Origin of the sequence: Vibrio sp. SCSIO 43137, assembly GCF_028201475.1 — a bacterium.
Lineage (GTDB): Bacteria > Pseudomonadota > Gammaproteobacteria > Enterobacterales > Vibrionaceae > Vibrio.
Genome location: NZ_CP116383.1, coordinates 1,335,273 through 1,357,362, shown reverse-complemented (window position 1 = coordinate 1,357,362; position 22,090 = coordinate 1,335,273). Strand labels below are relative to the sequence as shown.

Annotated in this window: 16 protein-coding genes; 6 read left to right on the top strand and 10 right to left on the bottom strand. The window is 46.3% G+C overall.

Annotated features, from left to right (window positions below; translation table 11 throughout):
* Nucleotides 1-2 precede the first annotated feature (2 nt).
* Together PK654_RS06365 and PK654_RS06360 are read right to left on the bottom strand one after the other, a co-directional pair.
* Complete coding sequence (locus tag PK654_RS06365; protein WP_271698359.1) at nt 3-2,498, bottom strand: bifunctional diguanylate cyclase/phosphodiesterase; 2,496 nt, start codon at nt 2,496-2,498, stop codon at nt 3-5.
* 166 nt (nt 2,499-2,664) lie between these two features.
* The gene (locus PK654_RS06360; RefSeq protein WP_271698358.1) at nt 2,665-5,169 is read right to left on the bottom strand and encodes a bifunctional diguanylate cyclase/phosphodiesterase; all 2,505 of its coding nucleotides are present in this window, start codon (nt 5,167-5,169) and stop codon (nt 2,665-2,667) included.
* Nucleotides 5,170-5,426: 257 nt separating this feature from the next.
* Between PK654_RS06360 and PK654_RS06355 the strand changes: the two genes are divergently transcribed.
* From PK654_RS06355 to PK654_RS06345, 3 genes are read left to right on the top strand one after another with little or no spacing between them, the layout of a single operon-like run.
* Nucleotides 5,427-6,758, top strand: coding sequence for an aspartate aminotransferase family protein (locus PK654_RS06355; RefSeq protein ID WP_271698357.1), 1,332 nt, complete (start codon nt 5,427-5,429; stop codon nt 6,756-6,758).
* A gap of 2 nt (nt 6,759-6,760) precedes the next feature.
* Nucleotides 6,761-7,591, top strand: coding sequence for a 3-keto-5-aminohexanoate cleavage protein (locus PK654_RS06350; protein ID WP_271698356.1), 831 nt, complete (start codon nt 6,761-6,763; stop codon nt 7,589-7,591).
* A 48-nt stretch (nt 7,592-7,639) separates the two neighbouring features.
* Nucleotides 7,640-8,611 carry a TAXI family TRAP transporter solute-binding subunit gene (locus tag PK654_RS06345; protein ID WP_271698355.1) on the top strand — a complete coding sequence of 324 codons (972 nt, stop codon included), beginning with the start codon at nt 7,640-7,642 and terminating at the stop codon, nt 8,609-8,611.
* Nucleotides 8,612-8,703: 92 nt separating this feature from the next.
* On the opposite strand, the gene PK654_RS06340 is transcribed toward PK654_RS06345, so the two are convergent.
* Both PK654_RS06340 and PK654_RS06335 read right to left on the bottom strand, forming a co-directional pair.
* Nucleotides 8,704-9,627, bottom strand: a complete 924-nt coding sequence (locus tag PK654_RS06340; protein ID WP_271698354.1) for a LysR family transcriptional regulator — start codon at nt 9,625-9,627, stop codon at nt 8,704-8,706.
* 11 nt (nt 9,628-9,638) lie between these two features.
* Nucleotides 9,639-10,550 carry a LysR family transcriptional regulator gene (locus PK654_RS06335; RefSeq protein WP_271698353.1) on the bottom strand — a complete coding sequence of 304 codons (912 nt, stop codon included), beginning with the start codon at nt 10,548-10,550 and terminating at the stop codon, nt 9,639-9,641.
* Nucleotides 10,551-10,826: 276 nt separating this feature from the next.
* On the opposite strand from PK654_RS06335, the gene PK654_RS06330 reads away from it, so the two are divergent.
* The 3 genes from PK654_RS06330 to PK654_RS06320 are packed head-to-tail and all read left to right on the top strand — an operon-like array spanning nt 10,827 to nt 13,387.
* Complete coding sequence (locus PK654_RS06330; RefSeq protein WP_271698352.1) at nt 10,827-12,032, top strand: acetyl-CoA C-acetyltransferase; 1,206 nt, start codon at nt 10,827-10,829, stop codon at nt 12,030-12,032.
* Between the two features lie 22 nt (nt 12,033-12,054).
* A complete protein-coding gene (locus PK654_RS06325) occupies nt 12,055-12,729 on the top strand; it encodes a CoA transferase subunit A (RefSeq protein WP_271698351.1) in 675 nt (224 codons plus the stop codon).
* Complete coding sequence (locus tag PK654_RS06320) at nt 12,722-13,387, top strand: 3-oxoacid CoA-transferase subunit B (protein WP_271698350.1); 666 nt, start codon at nt 12,722-12,724, stop codon at nt 13,385-13,387. Before PK654_RS06325 ends, PK654_RS06320 begins: the two co-directional genes overlap by 8 nt.
* On the opposite strand, the gene mak is transcribed toward PK654_RS06320, so the two are convergent.
* The 6 genes from mak to PK654_RS06290 form a co-directional block, all read right to left on the bottom strand.
* Nucleotides 13,388-14,311: a fructokinase gene (gene mak, locus PK654_RS06315; protein ID WP_271698349.1), complete on the bottom strand. Its 924-nt coding sequence runs from the start codon at nt 14,309-14,311 to the stop codon at nt 13,388-13,390. It abuts the gene before it with no gap.
* A gap of 96 nt (nt 14,312-14,407) precedes the next feature.
* Nucleotides 14,408-16,177: an HD domain-containing phosphohydrolase gene (locus PK654_RS06310; RefSeq protein WP_271698348.1), complete on the bottom strand. Its 1,770-nt coding sequence runs from the start codon at nt 16,175-16,177 to the stop codon at nt 14,408-14,410.
* 225 nt (nt 16,178-16,402) lie between these two features.
* Nucleotides 16,403-17,647, bottom strand: coding sequence for a B12-binding domain-containing radical SAM protein (locus PK654_RS06305; protein ID WP_271698347.1), 1,245 nt, complete (start codon nt 17,645-17,647; stop codon nt 16,403-16,405).
* Between the two features lie 78 nt (nt 17,648-17,725).
* Nucleotides 17,726-19,522 carry an ABC transporter ATP-binding protein/permease gene (locus PK654_RS06300; RefSeq protein ID WP_271698346.1) on the bottom strand — a complete coding sequence of 599 codons (1,797 nt, stop codon included), beginning with the start codon at nt 19,520-19,522 and terminating at the stop codon, nt 17,726-17,728.
* A gap of 73 nt (nt 19,523-19,595) precedes the next feature.
* On the bottom strand, nt 19,596-20,399 hold the full coding sequence (locus tag PK654_RS06295; RefSeq protein ID WP_271698345.1) for a substrate-binding periplasmic protein: 804 nt from the start codon (nt 20,397-20,399) through the stop codon (nt 19,596-19,598).
* Between the two features lie 495 nt (nt 20,400-20,894).
* On the bottom strand, nt 20,895-21,920 hold the full coding sequence (locus PK654_RS06290) for an IS110 family transposase (RefSeq protein WP_271698813.1): 1,026 nt from the start codon (nt 21,918-21,920) through the stop codon (nt 20,895-20,897).
* Nucleotides 21,921-22,090 lie beyond the last annotated feature (170 nt).

Below are 22,090 nucleotides of genomic sequence, written 5' to 3'. Positions count from 1 at the left end.
GGCTATGCGCTGGCCTGTCCTTCATCCCGTTCAATTAGCACTTCAATTGGCAGTGGCCTGCTGATGTAATAGCCCTGAGCCAGACTACAGCCATAACTAATCAATTCCTTATACTGCTCTTTTGTTTCTACCCCTTCAGCAACCACCTGCAAACCACTGGATTCACCAATAGCAATAATGGCTCTGATTAAGGTATTGCTCTGCTCATTAACCAGCAGATTATCGATAAAGCAGCGGTCGATCTTTATCTCACTAATTGGCAGGCTGTTAAGGTAACTGAGTGAAGAGAAACCTGTGCCAAAATCGTCCAGTGAAATACCAAAGCCAAGGTTGCGCAGCATGTTCAGTACAGGGGCCACTTTGTCGATATCATTAATCAACACATTCTCGGTAATCTCAAGATTAATACGTTCCACATCGATACCTACATCCGAGGTAATCTGTAGCAGTTGTTCGGCAAAGTTCTCTTCCAGCAACTGACGAGGTGAGATATTCACCGATACCTTCATGGCATTACGGCAATTTCTGCTCAACCTGAAGATGTCTTCACAGGCAGTACGGAACACAAATAAGCCTATCTGATGAATAATGCCTATCTCTTCCGCCAGAGCAATAAACTTAACCGGAGAAACGCTACCCAGCCTTTCGTTTGTCCAGCGGGCCAGAGCTTCGACCGACACCACTTTTTCATTTTTAGTATCAAACTGAGGCTGATACAAAACGGTAATTTCATTTTTGCTCAGGGCACGGCGTAACTCTTCTTCCAGAATAAAATCAAACTGCACCTGCCGGTTGATGCTACTGTCATAGAACATCACATCGCCTTTATGTACAGACTTGGATTTATACAACACGATATCGGCTTTTCTGATCAAAGATTCAGCATCATCGCTGTCACCGGGATACATACTGACACCGACGCTGCAATCGGTCATCAGTATCTTACCGTCAATAACAAACGGATCATTAAACACCTCTTTCACCTTCTGAACCCGGTTTTCAGCTTGTTTTACATCATTCAGCATAGGGAAACAGAAAATAAACTCATCACCACCAAAGCGGGATACGCTGTCGTAATCTCCCAGTAAAGACTCAAATTTTTTGCTGATAGTCTCCAGCAACCTGTCACCGGAAGAGTGACCGTAGAGATCATTCACCTTCTTAAAGTTATCCAGATCAACAAACACAACAGCCAGTTGCTTGTTGTATTTTTGCGTTAACTGAATACCGTGATTAATATTCTCTATCAGCAATAAGCGGTTTGGCAGGCCGGTCAGGGCATCATGTAACGCCATATGCTGCATCTGATCTTTAGCCGACTCCAACTCATTAAAATCCTGATTGATTCTGGATTCAAAACGCTCAAAGCGGCGGGCAACAATGTTGCTCAGTACAAGGGAAAGGCCGGTCAGGACGGCCGTAATCAGTAAACTGAGAATAGATAGAGTAACGAGTTCGGTACGGTTTTTTTCCTGCAATAACACTCTCTGTTTCTCAAAATAAGCTTCAAAATCGCTCAGGTTAAATCCGGTTCCCAGATACCATCCCCACCCTTCCAACATCTTGACATAGCTGATTTTCTCTTCTTTGACATCCCCACCCGCCAGCAGCGGAAGTTGGTACTGAACAAAACTGCCGAAGCTGTCAGAGTTCATGATCATGCCGTGCATCTGCAGGCCGGCAGCGTCATTAAAATCCGCCAGATTCTTTCCAATATAAGAGGGCTCACGATGAGAGAGGACATTTCCTTCACTATCTACCACAAAAATATAACCATTTTTGTCGTAGCTATACTCATTAATCCAGTTTAATACCTGTTTTTTAATATCTTCCTCAACATCGGCGACATACTCTCCGGTGCCGATAAACCAGTCGAAAGGTTCAAACCTCTTACCGAAACCAATTTTCTCAAACTCTTCACTTTCAGGCTTTCCGGGTTTTGGGTACCACCAGTGGTAAAAAGCTTCTCCATTACTTCTGATCAGATCGATATGCTCCTTCAGAATAAAGGTGCCACGTATGTCCTGCGAACCAATCAGGTTTTTACCTTCAACATGAGGGCGTAAACCGTGCATCACATTGGTTCCGTCCATATTAAAAACAAAGAAGTAGCCACGCTGATCAAAAAACCGTATCGGCCTTAGCGCTTCTGAAATAAGCTTGGTAATCTCTTTTTCAGGTTTATCCAGATTGGTCCGGTACAAATTGCTCGCAATGTCATAAGCCTCGTCAACCCGCGCTTTAGCCTGCTGCTTCAGCACTTTTTCAGCTAAGTTTTTTTGGTAATCTACCTCGCTGACAATAATGTTGACGTGTTGCCGGATAGACTCTTTGCGGGCGCGAATGACTTCCGAACGAAGCGTTTCAATGCTGTGCTCTGCTTTGTCACGGTTATCCTTAATGACAATAACATTAACAGCCAGAGCAAAGATGCCGATAATGGCTACCGGCATATAGCGGATCAGACGAAGCAGTTTTAAATCCCTGACTGTCGACATAGTGCCTCTGATATGAAAAATGACAGGACTACTATCCAGTATAGTGAACAGCTGGCCAAAGGAGCCTCTGTCACTACCAAGAATAACTATACAGTGTGATATTATTAGCTTATAAAAATGTACCGAACTGATATAAAGATCTGATTTTTAGAATTTTTCTTTAAAACTACTTTTCAGCTTGTCTGATCCAGTGATCGTCAGCTCGTTCTCTCAGTTCATTAACCGTAAGAGGTTTATCAAAAAAGTAACCCTGAACCATATCGCAACGATACTCACGCAGTTGGTTGAACTGTTCTCTGGTCTCAACCCCCTCAGCGACTACTTTCATTTCGCAGGATTGCCCAATAGCCAGAATCGCTTTCACCAGTGAATCGCTCTGCTTATTGTTCAGCATCTTAATCACAAAAGATCTATCGATTTTTATTTCGCTAATTGGCAGATTGTTCAGGTAGCTCAGAGAGGAAAAACCGGTACCAAAATCATCAAGGGAGATACCAAAGCCTAACGCTCTTAGCTCCTCCAGTATAGGAGCTACCGACTCTTTGTCGTCCAGCAGAACGTTTTCGGTAATCTCAAGGGTGACCCGGTTAGCGTTTATACCTGATTCTTTAATACTGGTATAAAAATCATCGGCAAAGTGAGGAAGCTTAAGTTGCTTAGGTGAGATATTAACCGACAGTTTCACTTTACTCTGATCGTCAGGAAACAGAGCCATCATATCCCTGCAGGCAGTTTGCAATACATACTGTCCGATCGGGTGAATCATTCCGATCCTCTCTGCCACTTCAATAAAATCCAGTGGTGAAACCGCCCCCAGTTTAGCGCTGTTCCAGCGGCAAAGTGCCTCGACTCCGGCCAGTTTTCCTTCCTCTGAACAGATCTGAGGCTGATAATAGACACTGATTTCGTTGCGCTCCAGAGCGCCTTTTAACTGCTCTTCCAACATAAACTCATAGTCGAGCTTCTTGGCTATAGATGCGTCAAAGTAGGTAACCGTTCCTTTGCTCTCTTTTGCCTGATAAAGGGATAAATCAGCCCGGCTTATCAGCTCTTCCGCTCCGGATGCATCAAAAGGATAGCCGGCCACCCCAATAGAACAACTGACCTTAATGCGTACATTGTTCACAAGCAGGGGTTTTTCAAACAGAGCCTGAATTCCTATCACCTTGCTCCTGATCTCTTCCCTGGATTTAATATGTTGCAGGCAGAATATAAACTCATCACCACCGAACCGCGAGACACTGTCTTCTACTTCCAGAATCAACTCAAACTTTCTTGATATCAGCTTAAGCAACTGGTCGCCAACCCCGTGGCCGTAAAAGTCGTTTATCTTTTTAAAGTCATCAATATCCACTAACACAACGGCAAGAGAATGCCCCGCCTTTGCGGCTTTCTCAACGGTATGCTTGGTCTCTCTGGTGAAGTGAATCCGGTTAGGAAGCTCGGTTAATGAGTCATACATAGCCAGATGCTGCATGGTATTTTTGGCCTGCTCCAGCTTTTTAAAATCCGTGTTGATTTTTTTCTGAAAGCTCTTGAAGCGGGAAGAGACCTGAGTAGTCAGGAAGGTTGCCAGCATAGTCATGACAATAAACAACACCAGGCTAAACAGTAAAATATTGGTCAGGTCTTCACTGTTGTCCTGTTTAAGCTGCGCCTCTTTATCCGCTAAATAGGCTTCGGATTCTGACAGGTAAAAACCTGTCCCTATCACCCAGTGCCATGCGCCAAACCAACGCACATAACTTATCTTCTCACTGTTGCTGACACTCTCCGGGGTAAAGCTGCTAAAGTAGCGTACAAAGCCACCTCCCTTTTTCGCGGTACTGATTATCTGTTTAATATATTCGTTGCCAGTCTGATCAACAAACCCAAGGGCGTTAACACCAATTAAATTTTTGTTTTGGTGAGCAATAATATTTCCGTCACCATTAACAATAAACAGATAACCTGTATTACCGTAACGTATTTCTGATATCCAGCTTAGTAACTTATGCTGCACTTCCCGCTCAAAATCTTCAATGTATTCACCGGTGCCTATCATCATATCCAGCGGAGCAAAATATTTTATAAAACCAAGTTTTTCATAATCTTGCTCATTATCTCCCGGCTTAAAGAACCACCAGCGATGAAAACCTTCGTCTTTATGCCGGGCAATATTTATCACATCTCTAGTAATATAAGCGCCCCGGCTATCCTGCATGTCCCAGCGGGAGGTACCTTCCATATGAGGCAGTATTGGATGTAAAACATTTACCCCATCCATCTTATAAATAAAATAGTAGCCACGCCCTTTATTAAAACGTAGCGCCCTTAAGGCGTCAGTGATCATTTTGGTCACTTCAGCACGGGGTTTATCAACATTACTGTTATAGATTTCTGTGGCAATGCGGTGTGCTTCGTAAACTCGTTCGCGGATGTCTTGCTTTAACGCACTTTCAGTACGCATAACTTCATAGGCCAGTTGACGATATACGCTGTCAACTTCTTGCTGGGTATGGACTTTCTGCTGCTGTAGATAATCTTCTCTCAGGGAGGCGAGACTATCCTGAGCTTCGGTATGGCTGCTTCTGAGTTGAAGGGCAATAACAGTGAGGGTTGCTATCACAATAACGAGTACAGGCATCACCCTGATAAATTTCAACAACTTTTTATCGTTTACCTGTTCCATCAAAGATACTCAGTACAGCGGCGGATTTGATCAATTATAGCTGAATTTTTCTTAATGGCAGCTACATAACTCATTGTTGCTAAATAGGTTGATCAAACTGATAACTTTGCCACTTTATCTGACGGTTCAGTTGTTCGAAACGTTTCGCCAGTCACTATTCCATTAGCTCATACCGGTAAATTTTTTTTCCATTGTCCGTAACGAAAAACTAAACCAGTATAAAAAACCATCAAGGGTTACCTATTAAGGGCATTGCAATGAGCAACGTATTTTACCGTCATTGTCACGTCAAGCTTCCCGTTATATCAAGGGGAGATGGCGTCTACCTGTTTGACGAGAACAATAACAAATATCTTGACGCCTGTGGCGGGGCCGCCGTTTCTAATCTCGGCCATAGCCATGCTGCGGTAAAGCAGGCAATTATACAACAAGTCTCATGCATTCCTTATGCTCATACCGGTTTCTTTACCAGCTCGGCCGGTGAAGCTCTGGCTCAGAAGCTATGTGAACTGGCCCCTGACTCTCTTAACCACGCCTATTTTGTCAGCGGTGGTTCGGAAGCAGTAGAAACCGCCCTTAAGCTGGCACGGCAGTACTTTTACGAAACCGGCCAGCCAGCAAAAAATCAGTTTATTGCCCGCCGACAGAGTTACCACGGCAACACGCTGGGAGCACTGTCCGTCGGAGGTAATGAGTGGCGAAGAGAGCCGTTCCGGCCTTTGCTTTCGACCGGACACCATATTGCCCCCTATTATCCATACAGGGACAAAGCAGATGAGGAGTCCATCGAACAGTACTCTGTCAGGGTAGCTGACGAACTGGAAGATAAAATCGTACAGATCGGTGCCGAAAATGTGATGGCCTTTGTTGCGGAGCCTGTTGTTGGAGCCACAGCCGGTGCCCTCGCGGCCAACAAGCTCTATTTTTCCCGTATACGGCAGATATGCGACAAATACAATGTATTGCTGATTCTGGATGAGGTAATGTGCGGTGTTGGAAGGACAGGCACCTTTTACGCCTTTGAGCAGGACCAAGTGATTCCGGACATCGTCACTATGGCCAAAGGCTTGGGAGCCGGTTACCAACCTATTGGTGCCGTACTCGCCAGTGATTGTATCTATCAGTCTATCTCCTCTGGCAGCGGCTTTTTCCAGCACGGCCATACCTTTACCGGACACCCCACCGCCTGTGCCGCCGCTCTGGCAACCGTCAATACCATTATTGATGAGAATCTTCTCGGCCGGGTAACCCGAATGGGAGAATACTTAAAAGACAAACTGCAACAGCGACTGTCCTCATTAACGAATATCGGGGATATAAGAGGAAGGGGGCTGTTTATCGGCATAGAGTTAGTGGCAGATAAGCAGTCTAAACAACCTATTCCGCTATCATCAAATGCCGATAAGCAGGTTAAGTCTCTTGCGATGCAACATGGCCTACTCTGCTATCCCATGGCTGGAACCATAGACGGCAAACAGGGGCACCATATCCTGCTTGCACCGCCTTTTATTATTACAGAGTCCGAGATAGATGAACTGGTTGAAAAACTGCATCAGACCATTTCAGACTCAGCGGCAAGCTGGAGTTAACCATGATACATGACGAAAAGAGAGCCATTATTGTTGCCCCTAACGGAGCGCGAAAGACCAAAGCGGATCATCCGGCGGTTCCCGTCAGTGCAGATGAGATAGCAGAAGACGTACTGGCCTGTTATCAAGCCGGGGCTGCAATGGTGCACCTCCATGCCAGAAAGCCCGATGGCAGCCACTCACTGGATATCTCCGATAATCTGGCGGTGCTTGAAGCGGTACACTCGGCCGTGGGGGATAAAATTATGGTTCAGCTAACGACTGAGGCTGTCGGTATATATAAGCCGGAGCAACAGATGGAGCTTATCCGGGAAACCAAACCGGAAGCTGCCTCATTTGCCCTTAAAGAGCTGATTCCCGACGATTCTTATCTGGACACCGCCGCTGAGTTCTTTCACTGGGTGGCATCTGAACAGATAATTGCTCAATACATCCTCTATTCTGAACAAGATCTTCTGCGCTACTTCTCACTTCTTAAATCTGGTTTATTGCCTGAAAAACACCATCATACCCTTATTGTTCTGGGTCGCTATCAGGCTCAAATGCAGGCCAGCCCAAAGGATCTACTACCATTTCTCAGGGAAATGCCCAATACACTAAAAAGTCGCTGGGCGGTATGCGCCTTTGGTCGAATGGAACAGACTTGTCTGATCAGTGCTATGCTAATGGGAGCCGACGTAAGAATCGGCTTTGAAAATAATCATATGAATAACCATGGCTTACCAGCCAAAAACAATGCTCATCAGATAAGTCAATTAGCCGAACTGATGAGATTGATGAACATTGAAAAACACAACGCTGAAAGTTTCAGAGCCAAATTAGTGAATAGCTAATGGCTCATTGTTACTGAAAAAAGTTCATTACTAGTAAAAGGAATTATTATGGCACGTATTAAAACCCTGCTAACCGCTACCGCAACAACCGCACTACTCAGCACCTCACTGTATGCCAGTGCTCAGGATCGGTTCGTCACAATTGGTACCGGTGGTGTAACGGGCGTGTATTACCCTACTGGTGGTGCAATTTGCCGCTTAGTAAACAAATCTAAGAAAGAGCACGGTATCCGCTGTTCTGTTGAAAGTACTGGTGGTTCAATTTACAACATCAACACTATCCGTGCCGGTGAACTGGATCTGGGCATTGCTCAGTCAGACTGGCAGTACCACGCTTACAACGGAACCAGCAAGTTTGAAGATAAAGGTGCGTTTAAAAAACTACGCGCTGTATTCTCAGTTCACCCGGAACCGTTCACAGTTGTTGCCCGTGCTGATTCAGGCATTAAAACCTTTGATGACCTGAAAGGTAAGCGCGTCAATATCGGTAACCCGGGCTCAGGTCAGCGCGGCACTATGGAAGTACTGATGGATCGCTACGGCTGGAGCACTGATGACTTTAAACTGGTTTCTGAGCTAAAAGCTTCTGAGCAGTCTAAAGCTCTTTGTGATAACAAAATTGATGCCATGGTTTACGTAGTAGGCCACCCAAGTGGTGCTATCAAAGAAGCGACTACCTCTTGTGACAGCAAGATCGTTTCTGTAGCCAGCCCGACCGTTGAGAAACTGGTGGCTGACAAATCCTTCTACCGTACAGCAACAGTACCGGGCGGCATGTATAACGGTAACCCGTCTGATGTGGGTACATTTGGTGTAGGTGCTACATTTGTTTCTTCTACAGATGTTCCTGAAGATGTGGTTTATCAGATTGTAAAAGCGGTATTTGAAAACTTTGACACCTTCAAGAAACTGCACCCTGCTTTCGCTAACCTGAAGAAAGAAGAGATGATTAAAGACGGTCTGTCTGCACCTCTTCATCCGGGCGCAGCGAAATACTACAAAGAAGCCGGCCTGATGTAATCATCACTCCCCTTCATTTAAAACCAGCAAAACCGATACTTAACCGTATCGGTTTTGTTTTTTAGCTTCTCAAATAACCGAAACAGGCATTTTCAGCGAGATGATAAACCTTTCTCATGTAACAACCTTCCGTGTTCTTCAAGCCAAACGTTTTTAAAATGCTGTGCCACTGATGAAGCTTTACTCTCCGGCTGATAATAGAGATTTAGACTCCATATACTGGTTTCAAACTCCGGTAAAAGAGTGACTAATTTACCCGATTCAACAGCCTGCTCAACCAAAAAACTGGGTAGGTAAGCAATACCGGTGCTATTGAGTACGCCCTGAAGCAGAAGATCACTGTCGTTCACTTCAAGGGTCCGGGGAATCTTTACTATCTGTGACTCACTACCGCGGGTAAACACCCAGTCATTACTTCCTGTCAGTGTGGTAGCAAACAGACACAAGTGTTGTTTTAAATCCACGGGCAGCTCAGGCACTTTGCTTCTGTTCAGATACTCTGGTGTCGCAACGACCACAAAAGGATAAGAGAGTAGCTCACGCCTTACCAACAGGAGGTCCCGCTCACGATAACCCTGATAGTTAGCAATGGCGCTGACAGCAAAATCCACGTTGCTGGCGTCATCCAGCGCCCATGGAGTGACATTCAGATTAAAAGTAACATGGGGGTGCTCAGCCAGATAGCGGCTAATGACAGGCATCATAAAGTGGTTGGCATAAACCGGGGTGCAGCAGATATCAATATGCCCCTTCTGGTGAGACTGGAATCCCTGAACTTCACGGATAATGGTCTGAGAACGGTCCACAAGGGGAGCATACTCTTCAAACAACTTAAGCCCTGCAGGAGTGGGGGTTAAAAGCCGGTTATTGCGCCGGTATAACGGTGTCCCCATTTGTTGCTCAAGCTCCTGTAACCACCGGCTTCCGGCAGAAACTGAAATATTAAAATGCTTAGAAGCCGATGAGATCGAACTCAGCCTGACTACGTAAACAAAGAAAGCCATTTTATCCAGCACAGTCTCCCTCCTTAGCTTCTGTTTGCCATTTCACCCATCACGGCAAGATGAGCATTTAACCATTGGTTAAACATATACACCTTACGTGAGGTTAGCCGGTAACTAGGCACAATCACATAGTAACCATAGCCACTTTCTACCGATAACTGCATTGGGTTAGTCAGGCGTTTCTCCCTAAGTTGCCGATTTACCATAAAGTCTGGCAGTAGGGCCATTCCGCTGCGTTTTTTAACGGCTTCCAATGACATATAAAAGTGTTCAAAACCGACACCATAAAAGCGGCTGTTCTGGCTGATTTCATGTTCAGCCTTAAACTGCTCCCACAGTTGTGGCCTTGTTGTCTGAGGAATAAAAGGCAGGCTCTCTAGTTGTGGCTCCCCTACTTTACTGGCTGAGTAGCTAGCAGGAGCCACCAGCAACAACTTCTCTTTGCGTAACAATGTAGCGTTTTCATAATGCTTGGAGAGTGGCAGGCAGCGGATATAGAGATCGCTGTCGCCGTTAATGTTTTTTATCAGTCCGTCGCCGGTTTTCACACTCAGGCGGATATTGGGATTTAAGCCGTTAAAACTCTCAATATTGGGAATAAGCCACAGACTGGCAAACGAAGGGGTAACATTAACACTAAGAATTTCTTGTTCTAACTCTGTCTGTAACAGGCTGGAAGTGGAGTACTGAATCATCTCTATCGCCTGAGATATTTTCGGCAGATAACGTTTCCCGGCACCAGACAGGGAAAGACCATTGATATGCCTTTCAAAAAGAGGCTGACCTAACTGCTGTTCCAGCGCGGCAATCTGTTTACTCACGGCACCCTGTGTCACGGACAGCTCAATAGCCGCTTTGGAAAAACTCATATTATTTGCCACTGCCACAAAGGTTCTTAAAGCCTTCATAGATGGTAGTTCACTGCCCTTTAACACACTAACTCCTTTGGTGCCTGTCCCGATAAGATGCCGATAAAATATTATTGGTGTCTGTCCCGACAACTTACGACTTATGGTGCCTGTCCCGACAACTTAATCCAACATAACTATAATCCCTGCCCCCTTCAAACGATATAGCCGGACAATTTGAGCTAAGCCAGACTTGTTTGCATATTTTCAATCCCACTTCCTGTTTTTGGATATATATCCTACATCAGGTTTATTCATACACTAATAACAAGAGGCAATTAAAAGGATGTAAAGGAGTATTAGATGCAGTCGGTATATATTGTTGCGGCAAAACGAACCCCTATAGGTTCATTTTGTGGCTCTCTCTCATCAGTGTCAGCAGCAGACTTGGGCAGCACGGCTATCAGGGGCGCTCTCAGGCAGAGTGCAATTGATCCGGCACTGGTTGACGAAGTGATCTGCGGCAATGTGATTAATGCAGGACAAGGAATGGGGCCTGGTCGTCAGGCGGCAATTCAGGCCGGTATTCCTGCTGATACACCGGCATATAGCCTGAACATGATCTGTGGCAGCGGTATGAAATCGGTCATGGACGCGGTTTCTCATATTCGAGCCGGTGACGCAGAGATAGTGGTTGCCTGTGGCATGGAAAACATGTCACAAATTCCTTACCTTGTACCGGCAGCAGCGAGAGCGGGTATCCGCCTTGGTCATCAGCCTCTGGAAGATGCCCTGTTAAAAGACGGGCTGACAGACGCATTTCACCAATACCATATGGGCGTTACTGCGGAAAATATCGCCCGTAAGCATAACCTCAGCCGTGAAATGCAGGATAAGTTCGCCTTGCAGAGCCAGAAAAAAGCCTGTGCCGCCATAGAGTCAGGTCACTTTAAGCAAGAGATAGAACCCGTTGAAATCACCGGCAGAAAAGGCGTGACCCTGGTTACTGAGGATGAATATCCAAAACCAGATTCCAGCAGTGAAAAGCTGGCTAAGCTGCGAGCGGCATTTGAAGCTGACGGCAGCGTGACCGCCGGAAACGCCTCGGGGATTAATGATGGTGCAGCGGCACTGATCCTCGCTTCGGCTCAGGCAGTAAAACAGCACAACCTAACCGTACTGGCTGAGGTGGTCAGTTATGCTCAGGCAGGTGTAGATCCGGCCTATATGGGGCTGGGTCCGGTGCCCGCCATCGCAAAAGCACTTGGTAAAACAGACTATACTTTAGCAGATATGCAGGTCATTGAACTGAATGAAGCGTTCGCGGCTCAGGCGCTTGGTGTGATCCGTGAACTGTCCGCTGAGCATCATATTGATGAGCAGCTTATCATAGAGCGGGCAAACCCTAACGGCGGTGCTATTGCTCTCGGTCACCCTCTCGGTGCGTCAGGCTGCCGCATTCTGGTCTCTCTTATTTATCAATTACAGGCAGCAGAAAAGCATCTGGGGCTTGCTTCACTTTGTGTCGGTGGTGGAATGGGCACAGCCATGATGTTACGCAGAAACTAACCTTATTAATCAGGGACGATATATGAACAAACTATCCGATATTGATATTGTCGCTAAATCACTGAAAAGCGGCATGACGGTGATGATAGGTGGCTTTATGGCCAACGGCGCGCCGGAAACCATTATTGATGCAATTCTTGACAGTGATATTAAGGACTTAACATTGATCAGCACCGATACAGGTATGCCGGAATCCGGTTCCGGCAGGCTAATTTGTGCTAAACGTATTCGTAAGCTGTACGCTTCTCACATAGGGCTCAACCCGGAAACCGGCCGTCAGATGAACAGCGGCGAACTTGACGTTGAGCTGGTGCCTCAGGGAACCCTGGCAGAAAAAATACGCGCCGGCGGCTCCGGTCTGGGTGGCGTTCTTACCCCGACCGGCATCGGCACAATGGTGGCGGAAGGAAAGGAAGTTATTACCATTGATGGTAAACCTTATCTGCTGGAAAAGCCTTTGCGTGCCGACGTCGCCCTTATCAGAGGTTCAGTGGTGGATAGCAAGGGTAATGTGTTTTATAGAAAAACCACCCAGAATTTTAACCCTCTTATGGCGACCGCTGCGGATATTGTTATTGCTGAAGCTGAGACACTAGTGGCACCCGGTGAAATCCAGCCGGAAGCGGTGCACACCCCATCCATTTTCATTGACTACATTGTTAAGACAAGCGTTAAGAAAGGAGTCCGTCATGGCTGATACAGAAGCAGTGCAGCGCAGAAAAAGAATTGCCCGCCGGGTCGCTCAGGAACTAAAAGACGGTTACGTGGTTAATCTTGGCATCGGGCTCCCTACTATGGTCGCTGATGAGATAGAGAGTGATGTCACTGTACTATTTCAGTCTGAGAACGGCTTGCTCGGAATTAAAGGGATGGCAGGAGACGCTGACGCCGATGCAGATCTGGTTAATGCCGGTGGCCAGCCGATTATCGCTATTGAAGGCGCCGCTTATTTTAACAGCTCAGAATCCTTTACCATTATTCGCGGCGGCCACGTAGATGCTACTGTGCTTGGTGCGTTGCAAGTGGCAGAGAATGGTGATCTGGCCAACTGGATTATCCCCGGAAAAATGGTGCCCGGAATGGGCGGGGCGATGGATCTGGTCGTCGGGGCAAAGAAAGTTATCGTCGCGATGGAGCACACCGCCAAAGGTAAAGCCAAACTGCTCAGGCAGTGTACCCTTCCCCTTACTGCTCAGGGGCAGGTAAATATGATCGTGACTGAACTTGGCGTTATACGTATTACCAGTGAGGGAATGTTACTGGAAGAGATTGCCCCTGATGTAACGGTTGAAGAGATCCAGAGCGTCACCGAAGCAACGCTGCTGGTATCAGATACACTTAAAGTAATGGAATAACTAAGATTTCTGCTCTGGTGTGGCAGGCCAGAGCCATGCTGCACCTCGGACACCGCTGGAGTCACCGTGTACAGCCGCTTTAATCGGTGTATGACACTCCCCTCCAAAGGTATATTCCGGCAGCAATGCCGGAACATTATCGTACAGGCGCTCAATATTGCAGACTCCGCCGGCAAGGACAATTACGTCCGGGTCAAGCAAGTTAATGGTTGCAGCAATTGATTTAGCAAGGCGGCGCTCATAAGCCTCAAGAGTCTGAAGCGCAATCTCATCGCCTTGATCAGCTAACTCTGATATCTCTTTGCCTTTAAGTTTCACGCCGGTTCTTCTTTCATAGTCCGCACATAATCCGGTGCCGGAAACAAACTGTTCAACACAAGCTTTTCTGCCACAGTAGCAAGGAGTCGCATCAGAAAATGTCCGCTCTTCATCGTCCAGCCAGGGCATAGGGTTGTGTCCCCACTCTCCGCCGATACCATTTCCGCCGATATGAGGAGCGCCATTGACGACAATTCCGGCACCGGCACCGGTTCCCAGAATAAGCGCTAACACCACACTATAACCCTGGCCAGCACCATCGGTTGCTTCCGATACCGCCATACAGTTTGCATCGTTGGCTACCCTCACCTCGCGGCCTAACATCTCTGATAAATCGACATCAAGAGGCTGACCATTGAGCCAGACAGAGTTGGCGTTCTTCACCACTTTTGAGTACGGGGAGATGGTTCCGGGAATGCCGATGCCCACTGTACCACGCTGGCCTGTGGCTGACTCCGCATCATCCACCAGACCGGTTATCGCCTGAAGCGTCTGAGGATAAGAACCCTTCGGGGTATCCACCCGTTTACGGAACAGTTCACTACCGTCATCAGACAGCGCAATAACCTCTATCTTGGTTCCACCCAGATCTATGCCAATTCTCATTTTTGTTCTCACTAAAGTAGGAAGGATTATCCGCACAGTCTGTACAATCTGTTCCTAACAGTCTGTGCGAAAGTTCAAAGGTTGGGAAAAAGCGATTTAATCAGCCGGCAGCTCACTACCATCGGTATACAGATCCCGAATCTGAATAAAGTCATTAATATGTTCTAAAAACAGCTCTGCAAGATGGGGATCAAACTGCTCTCCACCGCGTGATTTTATATAATCAATCACTTCAATAATGGTCCATGCTTCTTTATAGCAGCGCTTGGTAAGAAGCACATCGAACACATCGACAATAGTAATTATCCGGGCAAAAATGTGGATGGAATACTCAGATTTACCATGAGGGTAACCATTACCATTCCAATGCTCATGATGATCAAGAGCAACGGCAGCAGCCAGTTTCATCTGCTCATCATCGATCATAGATAAAATCTTATGACCGACCTTGGTATGGTTCTGAACCATCTGCCACTCGTCTGCTGATAGCTTTCCGGGCTTATTCAGGATTGATTCAGGCACGCCTATCTTACCAATATCATGCACGGTACTGATCTTTTCTATCATCTCCTGTTCCTGAAGCGTCAGGCCGGCATACATGGCCAGACGGGAGGACATTTTTGCCACTCTGAGAACATGCCTTCCCCCTTCACCGGGACGGTTTTCAATAGCATCGCTGAGTACCGCCACCAGCTCGCCGTGAGCTTCAAGACCGGTTGTTTGTTTTAGCAGAACATCCGTTTGCTGCCGGCACTGGCGCTTCTTCTGTTTAAGCAGGGACAGCAGTGACACTATCACCATAAACAGCAATAGAATAATGGCACCTGAGACAGAAAGTATCGCCATATTCTCCTGAAAATAAGAGGAGGGTTTACCCAGAATTACTGTGCCTTTAGGAATGAACTCGTTTCCGATATCAAACCGGTTCAATGCCGAATGGTTAAACACCACTGCATGTTCATCCTTAACCTCTATTGATATTTCGAGGGGGTCATCCAGTTTAGCGCCTAAAATCTCAACCGCCTGCACTCCCATTTTATAAGATCGGTTTACATAGCCGCCCAGTACATCGCCTTTAATGTAAAACTCCCAGAACACAAAAATGGGTGCGGCACTTTTTTCGGAAATAAATCGGGCTACCTCATCATAGCCATAAAAGGTCCCCATATTGATTTCGGTATTGAAGTGAGTGAGCAAAACAGCATCGTCTGGTGAAATTTTTGACAGCGTCTTCCCGGCCTGTGCCAGACTCTGGTTGCGGATCTCAACTAATTTTATGTCCGTATGTCTGGTCAGTTCTTCTAATACTTTCAGGCGGGTAATTTTTGAAGTGACACCGTAATCTGAAAGAAAGTAGAGCTTCTCAAGGTTGGGCCTTACCTGTTTTATCAGCCTCAGATTTTCAGCAATATAATCGTGCTCATAAATCACCGTTCCCTTCTCAGTAGAAGAGTAAAGATTGGCATCAAGGTTATTAATACCTACTGCAACCGTCGGCAGACGTTTCAGGTTGGCTAAATCCAGACTATTGAAAAAGGTCAGGGCGTTATCGTCGGTGATGATGACACCGTCAAAATGGTAATTGCTGTACTTATAACGGATATACTCACGCATATTAGCGTAATAACGCGGGTTATTGATTCGCTTAGTATCCAGATACTCGACTGAGAGTTTTAAAGGGCGGGATGCTGAATCGATAGCATCTTCGATGCCGTGTTGTAAATCTACCGTCCAGCCATAGGCCGCATCATAGGAGTGGAGAACCAGTACATTCTGCATGCTCTTTGCGTAGGAAAATGAAGCGAGCATAAGCAGAACAGCAGTCAGAAAGGTTTTTTTAATACCAAACCAGCGGCTTGTGAACATCTCCCCTCCTTAGGATTCAAAATCTGAACGACTAAATTATCGCGCTATACCCGTTAAGTATAGATAAAATATAATTAATTCATGGCTGTATCATCAAAGGTGAGCCTTGTATCACTATTATTTTTTCTCATACAGATTTATAGGTTGGCAGCAGAGATAATTGCAGGCACAAAAGCTGTACAAAGAGTACAGCTCTGGATAACTCTCGTGAGTGAATCTGGAAGTTTATGGCAGCATATACGCCGTTGACATACCAAAACGACGGGTCTGACGCCATTTTCTCGCCAGAGATTCTGTGGCGGAATAATACCTATCCACAAACTTCTGATGCCCCTGCTCGAGCTCTTTAGACGACATGTTTTGTGGCTGATATACGGCATGAACACCATCATACAGCGACCAGTCTCTGGTCAGAATACGCCCTTGCTGCTCCAGATCGTTAAACAGCGGAGTGCCGGGGAACGGAATCATGATTACCGGGTGACAGACATCCAGTTCTACGTCGTGAATATAGTCCCAGGTGTCATCAAAAATATCTTTGTTGTGTTCATCAAAACCAAACAACATACAGGAGTCCACCACAATTTTATGCTGATGCAGTTTATCGATGTACTCTTTAGATTTATGAATATTATTAAACCCTTTTGATGCCTCTTTAAGTGCACTTTTTGACGGTGTTTCCAGCCCTACCAGCAGATAGATCAAACCACTTTTCGATGCCAGTTGCAGCAGCTCTTCATCGTCTGCAAATCTCAGGTTAGTTTCAGCAACCCACTGAATGTTAAGAGGTGTCAACGCTTCAAACAGTTCCAGACAATACTCCCTGTCCGAGGTCAGATTGTCTGCTTTCAACTCAATATACTGCGCTCCGCTCTGTTTAATTTCATCTACAACCTGACCAATAGGTCTGTAGGTCTGGTTTTTAAAGAAGTTAGGAATGGTGCAGTAATGGCATTTAAACCGGCAGCCCCGTGAAACCGTTACCGACCAGATATTTTTATAGATACCGGCATTCAGGTAGCGGGTGGGATAAGGCTTAACCTGTTTCAGGTCAAAGGCTTGGTCAGCCTGATAAACCGGCTGCATCTTATTGGCCGCCACATCCAGAAGGATCTGCGGCCACAAAGCATCGGACTCACCTTTAATAATTGAATGGGCATGCAGCAAAGCTTCCTGTGGCATAAAGGTGGTATGCAGGCCTCCCAGAATAACCTTGATTCCTTTAGCCATATAGGCATCGGCGAGCTGATAGGCTCTCAGGGCATCAGGGGTAGACATAAAAATTACTGCTAACTCCGCCTTCAGCTTAGCCGGGGCTGCTTTACCGGAAGTCTCATCGTACATCTCAATATCGGCAACCCCTTCCAGTGCTGCTGCAGCTGAAAAAATGCTCTGTGGCGGCGCGCCGACATACTTTTTGTATTGCTTGAAATCACTCTCCTGACTTGCCTTAATCAGCGCAACTTTCATCACTCTCTCCTGGTAAACTTTTAAACTTGTGCCACTGTATGCAAACTATAGTTAAGCTTTGGTTACCTGCTTAGGGGGTCAGTGTTGCAGGTGCTTAAACTGAAGTTCCACAAGGCGTTGGTAAAGTTCGCAATCCTCCATTAGTGTCTGATGATCACCCGTTGCGACCAGTTGCCCCTGATCCAGCACAGCGATTTTGTCAGCATGCTGTATGGTCGACAACCTGTGGGCAATAATTAGCGTGGTGCGGTCTTTCATAAGTTGCTCCAGTGCTTTCTGAACATGGTGTTCACTCTCGCTGTCCAGCGCACTGGTCGCTTCATCCAGCAGAAGAATATGAGGGTCTTTCAGAATCGCTCTGGCAATGGCAATACGCTGCTTCTGCCCGCCGGATAACCGGACTCCCCGTTCACCCAGAAAACTGCCATACCCCTCAGGAAGCTGCATTATAAATTCATGAGCGTTAGCTTTTTTGGCTGCCTCTATCACCTCTTCATCAGATGCCTGAGGATTACCGTAGCGGATATTGTGCATAACATCACTGCTAAACAGCGCCGGTTGCTGAGGAACCAGTGCCATCTGTCTGCGCAGGTCGGTAGGATCCAACTGACGAATATCGGTGCCGCCAAACTCAATAGAGCCGGACTGGGGGTCATAAAATCGTTGTAACAGCTCAAACAGCGTGGTTTTTCCCGCACCGGAAGGGCCAACCAGAGCCAACACCTTGCCCTTTTCTGCCTTCAGGGAAAGGTTAGCGATTGCCGGCTGAGCCGGACGGGACGGATAGCAGAAGTTAACATCGCTAAAGCTAATTTCTGCGTTCAGTGCTGATGCGTCAGCCGCATTTTCCACAGGTGCAAGAATATGGCTCTCAACCTGAAGCACTTCGATAAGACGCTCTGTTGCACCCGCTGCACGTTGCAGCTCACCCAACACTTCAGAAATGGTCGCCAGAGAAGAAGCCACCAAAATGGAATAAAACACAAAAGCGCCGAGATCACCGCCGCTCATCTGTCCGGAAATGACATCACTACCGCCGACCCAGAGCATGCCGGTAATAGCGCCGAAGACTATAATAATCACACCGGCAATCAGGGTTGCCCGCTGCTGTATGCGGTTTCGTCCCACCTGAAAGGCAGCTTCTACTTCTTGTGCGAAAGAGACCTTCTCCTGCGACTCGCGCACATAACTCTGAACAGTTTTGATATGCTCAATGGCTTCCCCGGCGTAGCTGCCGACATCTGACATAGAGTCCTGACTTTTCCTCGACAACGCCCGCACTCTGCGGCCATAAATCAAAATCGGCAGCAAAATAAAAGGGACAGACGCCAGAACAATCAAGGTCAGCTTAATATTAGTGGCAAACAGCATTACCAGCGCACCGATAAACATCAGCACACTACGCATCGCCATAGAAAATGAAGAACCGATAATACTTTGCAGCAAGGTGGTATCTGTAGTCAGACGGGACATAATGTCACCGCTACCACTAGTCTCAAAGTAGCTTGGATGCAGGGTAATTACATGGTTAAACACCGCTTTACGGATATCGGCACTGACCCGCTCCCCCAGCCATGAAACCAGATAAAAACGGGCAAAAGTGCCGGCTGCAATCAGGACAGTCACAACAAAAATAAACAGCACCGCATTTTTGAGCTGCTCCAGCGACTGCTGGGCAAAGCCCTGATCGATTAATACTCTTACCCCCTGCCCCACAGAAAGCATCACCGAAGCAGTAAAAACCAGTGCAATAAGCGCGGCAGCTATTCTTAACTTATATGGACGGACAAACTGCAACAGTTTCAGCAAAATGGAGAGTCGTTTATTGTTTTTGTTTCCGGTAACCACCGATGAATCGAAACTGTTTTCAGACATAGATTTCCCTTATAGGTCTCTGCGGGTAATTCAAAAGGGAAAATCATCTTATAGGATAAATCTGACCTCTGGCTTACTTCCGCCCGATATGGCTATAGTTGCCTTCTCTGAACTTCTGGTATAACTCCTCATATCTGCCCTCTTGTTTAATCAATTTCAATCCCTTATTGAAAAGTTTTATCAGTTTCTGGTTCTCAGGGCGGTTTCTTGAAAATAACAGATACATTTTTCTGTCCTGTGCAGACTTAGGCAGATAAGCGATCTGTTCTCTGCGTTCCTTATCAAGGCGGTGTTGCAAATAGTAGAAACCGACCTCTTTCATAATAATTACTGCGTCTAGGTTTCTGAATATCAGCCTTTGCATTGACTTGTCATCATCACCGGCTCGAATCAGTTTCAAAATACCCTGTTTTTGCAACCCTTCAAACTTGGGGTAAGGCGTGTATTCTGTACCACCGACCAATAAGCCTTTAAGATCACTGTCGTTCTCCCAGATAATGGGATCAGATTTCAGATAAAACAGAACCTCCTGAGTTTCAATAACGGCATCACTATATTCCAACTCTTTGTTTCTCTCGTCGGAATAAAGCCATAGAGAGGTGGCATGCCACGTCTCACCATGCTCTCCTTTGCCATTCACAGCGTAACGATAGGAGCGCTTCCAGGGGAAATAACCAAACTCAGTTTCAACACCCACACGGGCGAAGGCATGCCGGACAATATCTGTCGCCAGACCACCATGTTGAAGATTTTGTGATAAGTAAGGGGCCCAGTCGCCAGAGGCAATTCTGATTACTTCCTTTGCAATCAGAAGAGATGGAAACACAGCACAGATAAATGCGGTTAACCAGCAAACAAATAAAGGCTTTAACAACATAGCTCAGGACCTGTTTAACGTTGACGACTCAATATGGAGACTAGTACAGTTTTTTCCATAATGTTTTGATAGTGCCCTTTTTAACGGGGACATACACCGTAAAGTATGAACTCTTTTTAACGGGGACACACACCGTAAAGTATGAACTCTTTTTAACGGGGACATATATGGTCACTCCAATCAAGTAAAGATTGAAGGTTTGTTAGTTACAAAGCCATAGTCGTTTGTCCGTTACATAAGATTCACCTGATTAATGGTATTGGCATCAGTTAAGAATACGGTCTTTTGACATATATCCGGCGTCTCTGTTTCGCTTTAGTGCGAAGCGCCCTAATGAGATTCAAGAGCCCTGTTTGCCTGTTACACACACTATGCTTTCACTATCAAGCAGTTGTCCTCGACGAGGTTCTAAACAGGGCGAATGCCGTTTTTTCATTAACTGTGTTGCTACCGTTTCCTGTTTGTTGTCTGGTTTTCAGTATTTTGTGTTGCTAACTAAGCACATGCTTTAGAAGCTTGGAACTCTGTTTTCGTTGCTAATACCACCCAGATAATACGAGCAAGCTTATTAGCTAAAGCTACGGTACATTTACATGGGTGCATACGCTCTTTTAAGCCATTCATCCACTGGCTGAGGCGGTCGTCTTTGCCCGAGCTTCTGCTTAGTATTGCTCGCGCTCCATGAATGAGAAGCTTTCTGAGTGTCCGGTTTCCCCGTTTGCTGATTTTACCCAGCCGGTTGATATCTCCACTGGCGTATTGTCGAGGCGTTAATCCAACCCAGGCGGCGAACTGGCGGCCATTTTTAAAGCAACCAATGTCATTGATATAAGCCAGAAGTGCTGAGGCCACTATCGGCCCAACTCCGGGAACATTAAGCAGCCTTTGATAGTCATTTCGCTGGGCAAGAAGATGCTGTAATTCTATTTCGATGTCTTTAATCTGCTTAGAGCATAAGCGAATATTAAGCGCAATTCTGGTGATAAAACCACGCGAGACAGGCGTCAGTTCATTGCTGTTATCTTCTAAAATTAAAGGTAACTGACGTTTTATATGCGCAATGCCCTTGGGAAGTACTTCACCATACTCGGCAAGTAATCCCCTGAGCTGGTTCATCCAAGCACCACGCTGCTTAATGAGTAACTCCCTGATTTTATGAAGAGACTGAACATCTTGTTGCTCAATCGATTTGATGGGAACAAAACGCAGTGTTGGCCGGAATGAGGCTTCAGCGATTGCCAGTGCATCGTTGTTGTCGTTTTTATTGCCAATAACGAACGGCTTCACCGCAAAAGCAGGAATACACTTAACGGTATGGCCGAGCTTCTGAATACGACGCCCCCAAGGGTTGGAAGAGTAGCAGGCTTCCATAACGACCAGAGTCGGTTCGAACTGTCGTAGCTCATGCAGCAAGTTAGAGCGTTTTACTTTCTTGTTGAACAAGACTGTTCTTTCGTTACTGAGTGCGCAAATTTGAAAGACATTCTTTGCTAAATCGATACTAATAACACTACATTTCATAATGGTCACTCCGTTAGATTGTCGCTGTAACACTTCAATCTTGGCACATTGCGATGCCGGTTGCGGAGTGACCATCTCAACACACACCGTAAAGTATGAACTTAGTATTACCCTTTGATACATCGATCGTAATCCCACTGCGACCTGATTGCTGTTGAAAATCAAAAGCG

Coding starts and splice junctions, on each gene's coding strand:
- PK654_RS06365 (WP_271698359.1), bottom strand. CDS start 2,498: ATGTCGACAGTCAGGGATTTAAAACTGCTTCGTCTGATCCGCTATATG.
- PK654_RS06360 (WP_271698358.1), bottom strand. CDS start 5,169: ATGGAACAGGTAAACGATAAAAAGTTGTTGAAATTTATCAGGGTGATG.
- PK654_RS06355 (WP_271698357.1), top strand. CDS start 5,427: ATGAGCAACGTATTTTACCGTCATTGTCACGTCAAGCTTCCCGTTATA.
- PK654_RS06350 (WP_271698356.1), top strand. CDS start 6,761: ATGATACATGACGAAAAGAGAGCCATTATTGTTGCCCCTAACGGAGCG.
- PK654_RS06345 (WP_271698355.1), top strand. CDS start 7,640: ATGGCACGTATTAAAACCCTGCTAACCGCTACCGCAACAACCGCACTA.
- PK654_RS06330 (WP_271698352.1), top strand. CDS start 10,827: ATGCAGTCGGTATATATTGTTGCGGCAAAACGAACCCCTATAGGTTCA.
- PK654_RS06325 (WP_271698351.1), top strand. CDS start 12,055: ATGAACAAACTATCCGATATTGATATTGTCGCTAAATCACTGAAAAGC.
- PK654_RS06320 (WP_271698350.1), top strand. CDS start 12,722: ATGGCTGATACAGAAGCAGTGCAGCGCAGAAAAAGAATTGCCCGCCGG.
- mak (WP_271698349.1), bottom strand. CDS start 14,311: ATGAGAATTGGCATAGATCTGGGTGGAACCAAGATAGAGGTTATTGCG.
- PK654_RS06310 (WP_271698348.1), bottom strand. CDS start 16,177: ATGTTCACAAGCCGCTGGTTTGGTATTAAAAAAACCTTTCTGACTGCT.
- PK654_RS06305 (WP_271698347.1), bottom strand. CDS start 17,647: ATGAAAGTTGCGCTGATTAAGGCAAGTCAGGAGAGTGATTTCAAGCAA.
- PK654_RS06300 (WP_271698346.1), bottom strand. CDS start 19,522: ATGTCTGAAAACAGTTTCGATTCATCGGTGGTTACCGGAAACAAAAAC.
- PK654_RS06295 (WP_271698345.1), bottom strand. CDS start 20,399: ATGTTGTTAAAGCCTTTATTTGTTTGCTGGTTAACCGCATTTATCTGT.
- PK654_RS06290 (WP_271698813.1), bottom strand. CDS start 21,920: ATGAAATGTAGTGTTATTAGTATCGATTTAGCAAAGAATGTCTTTCAA.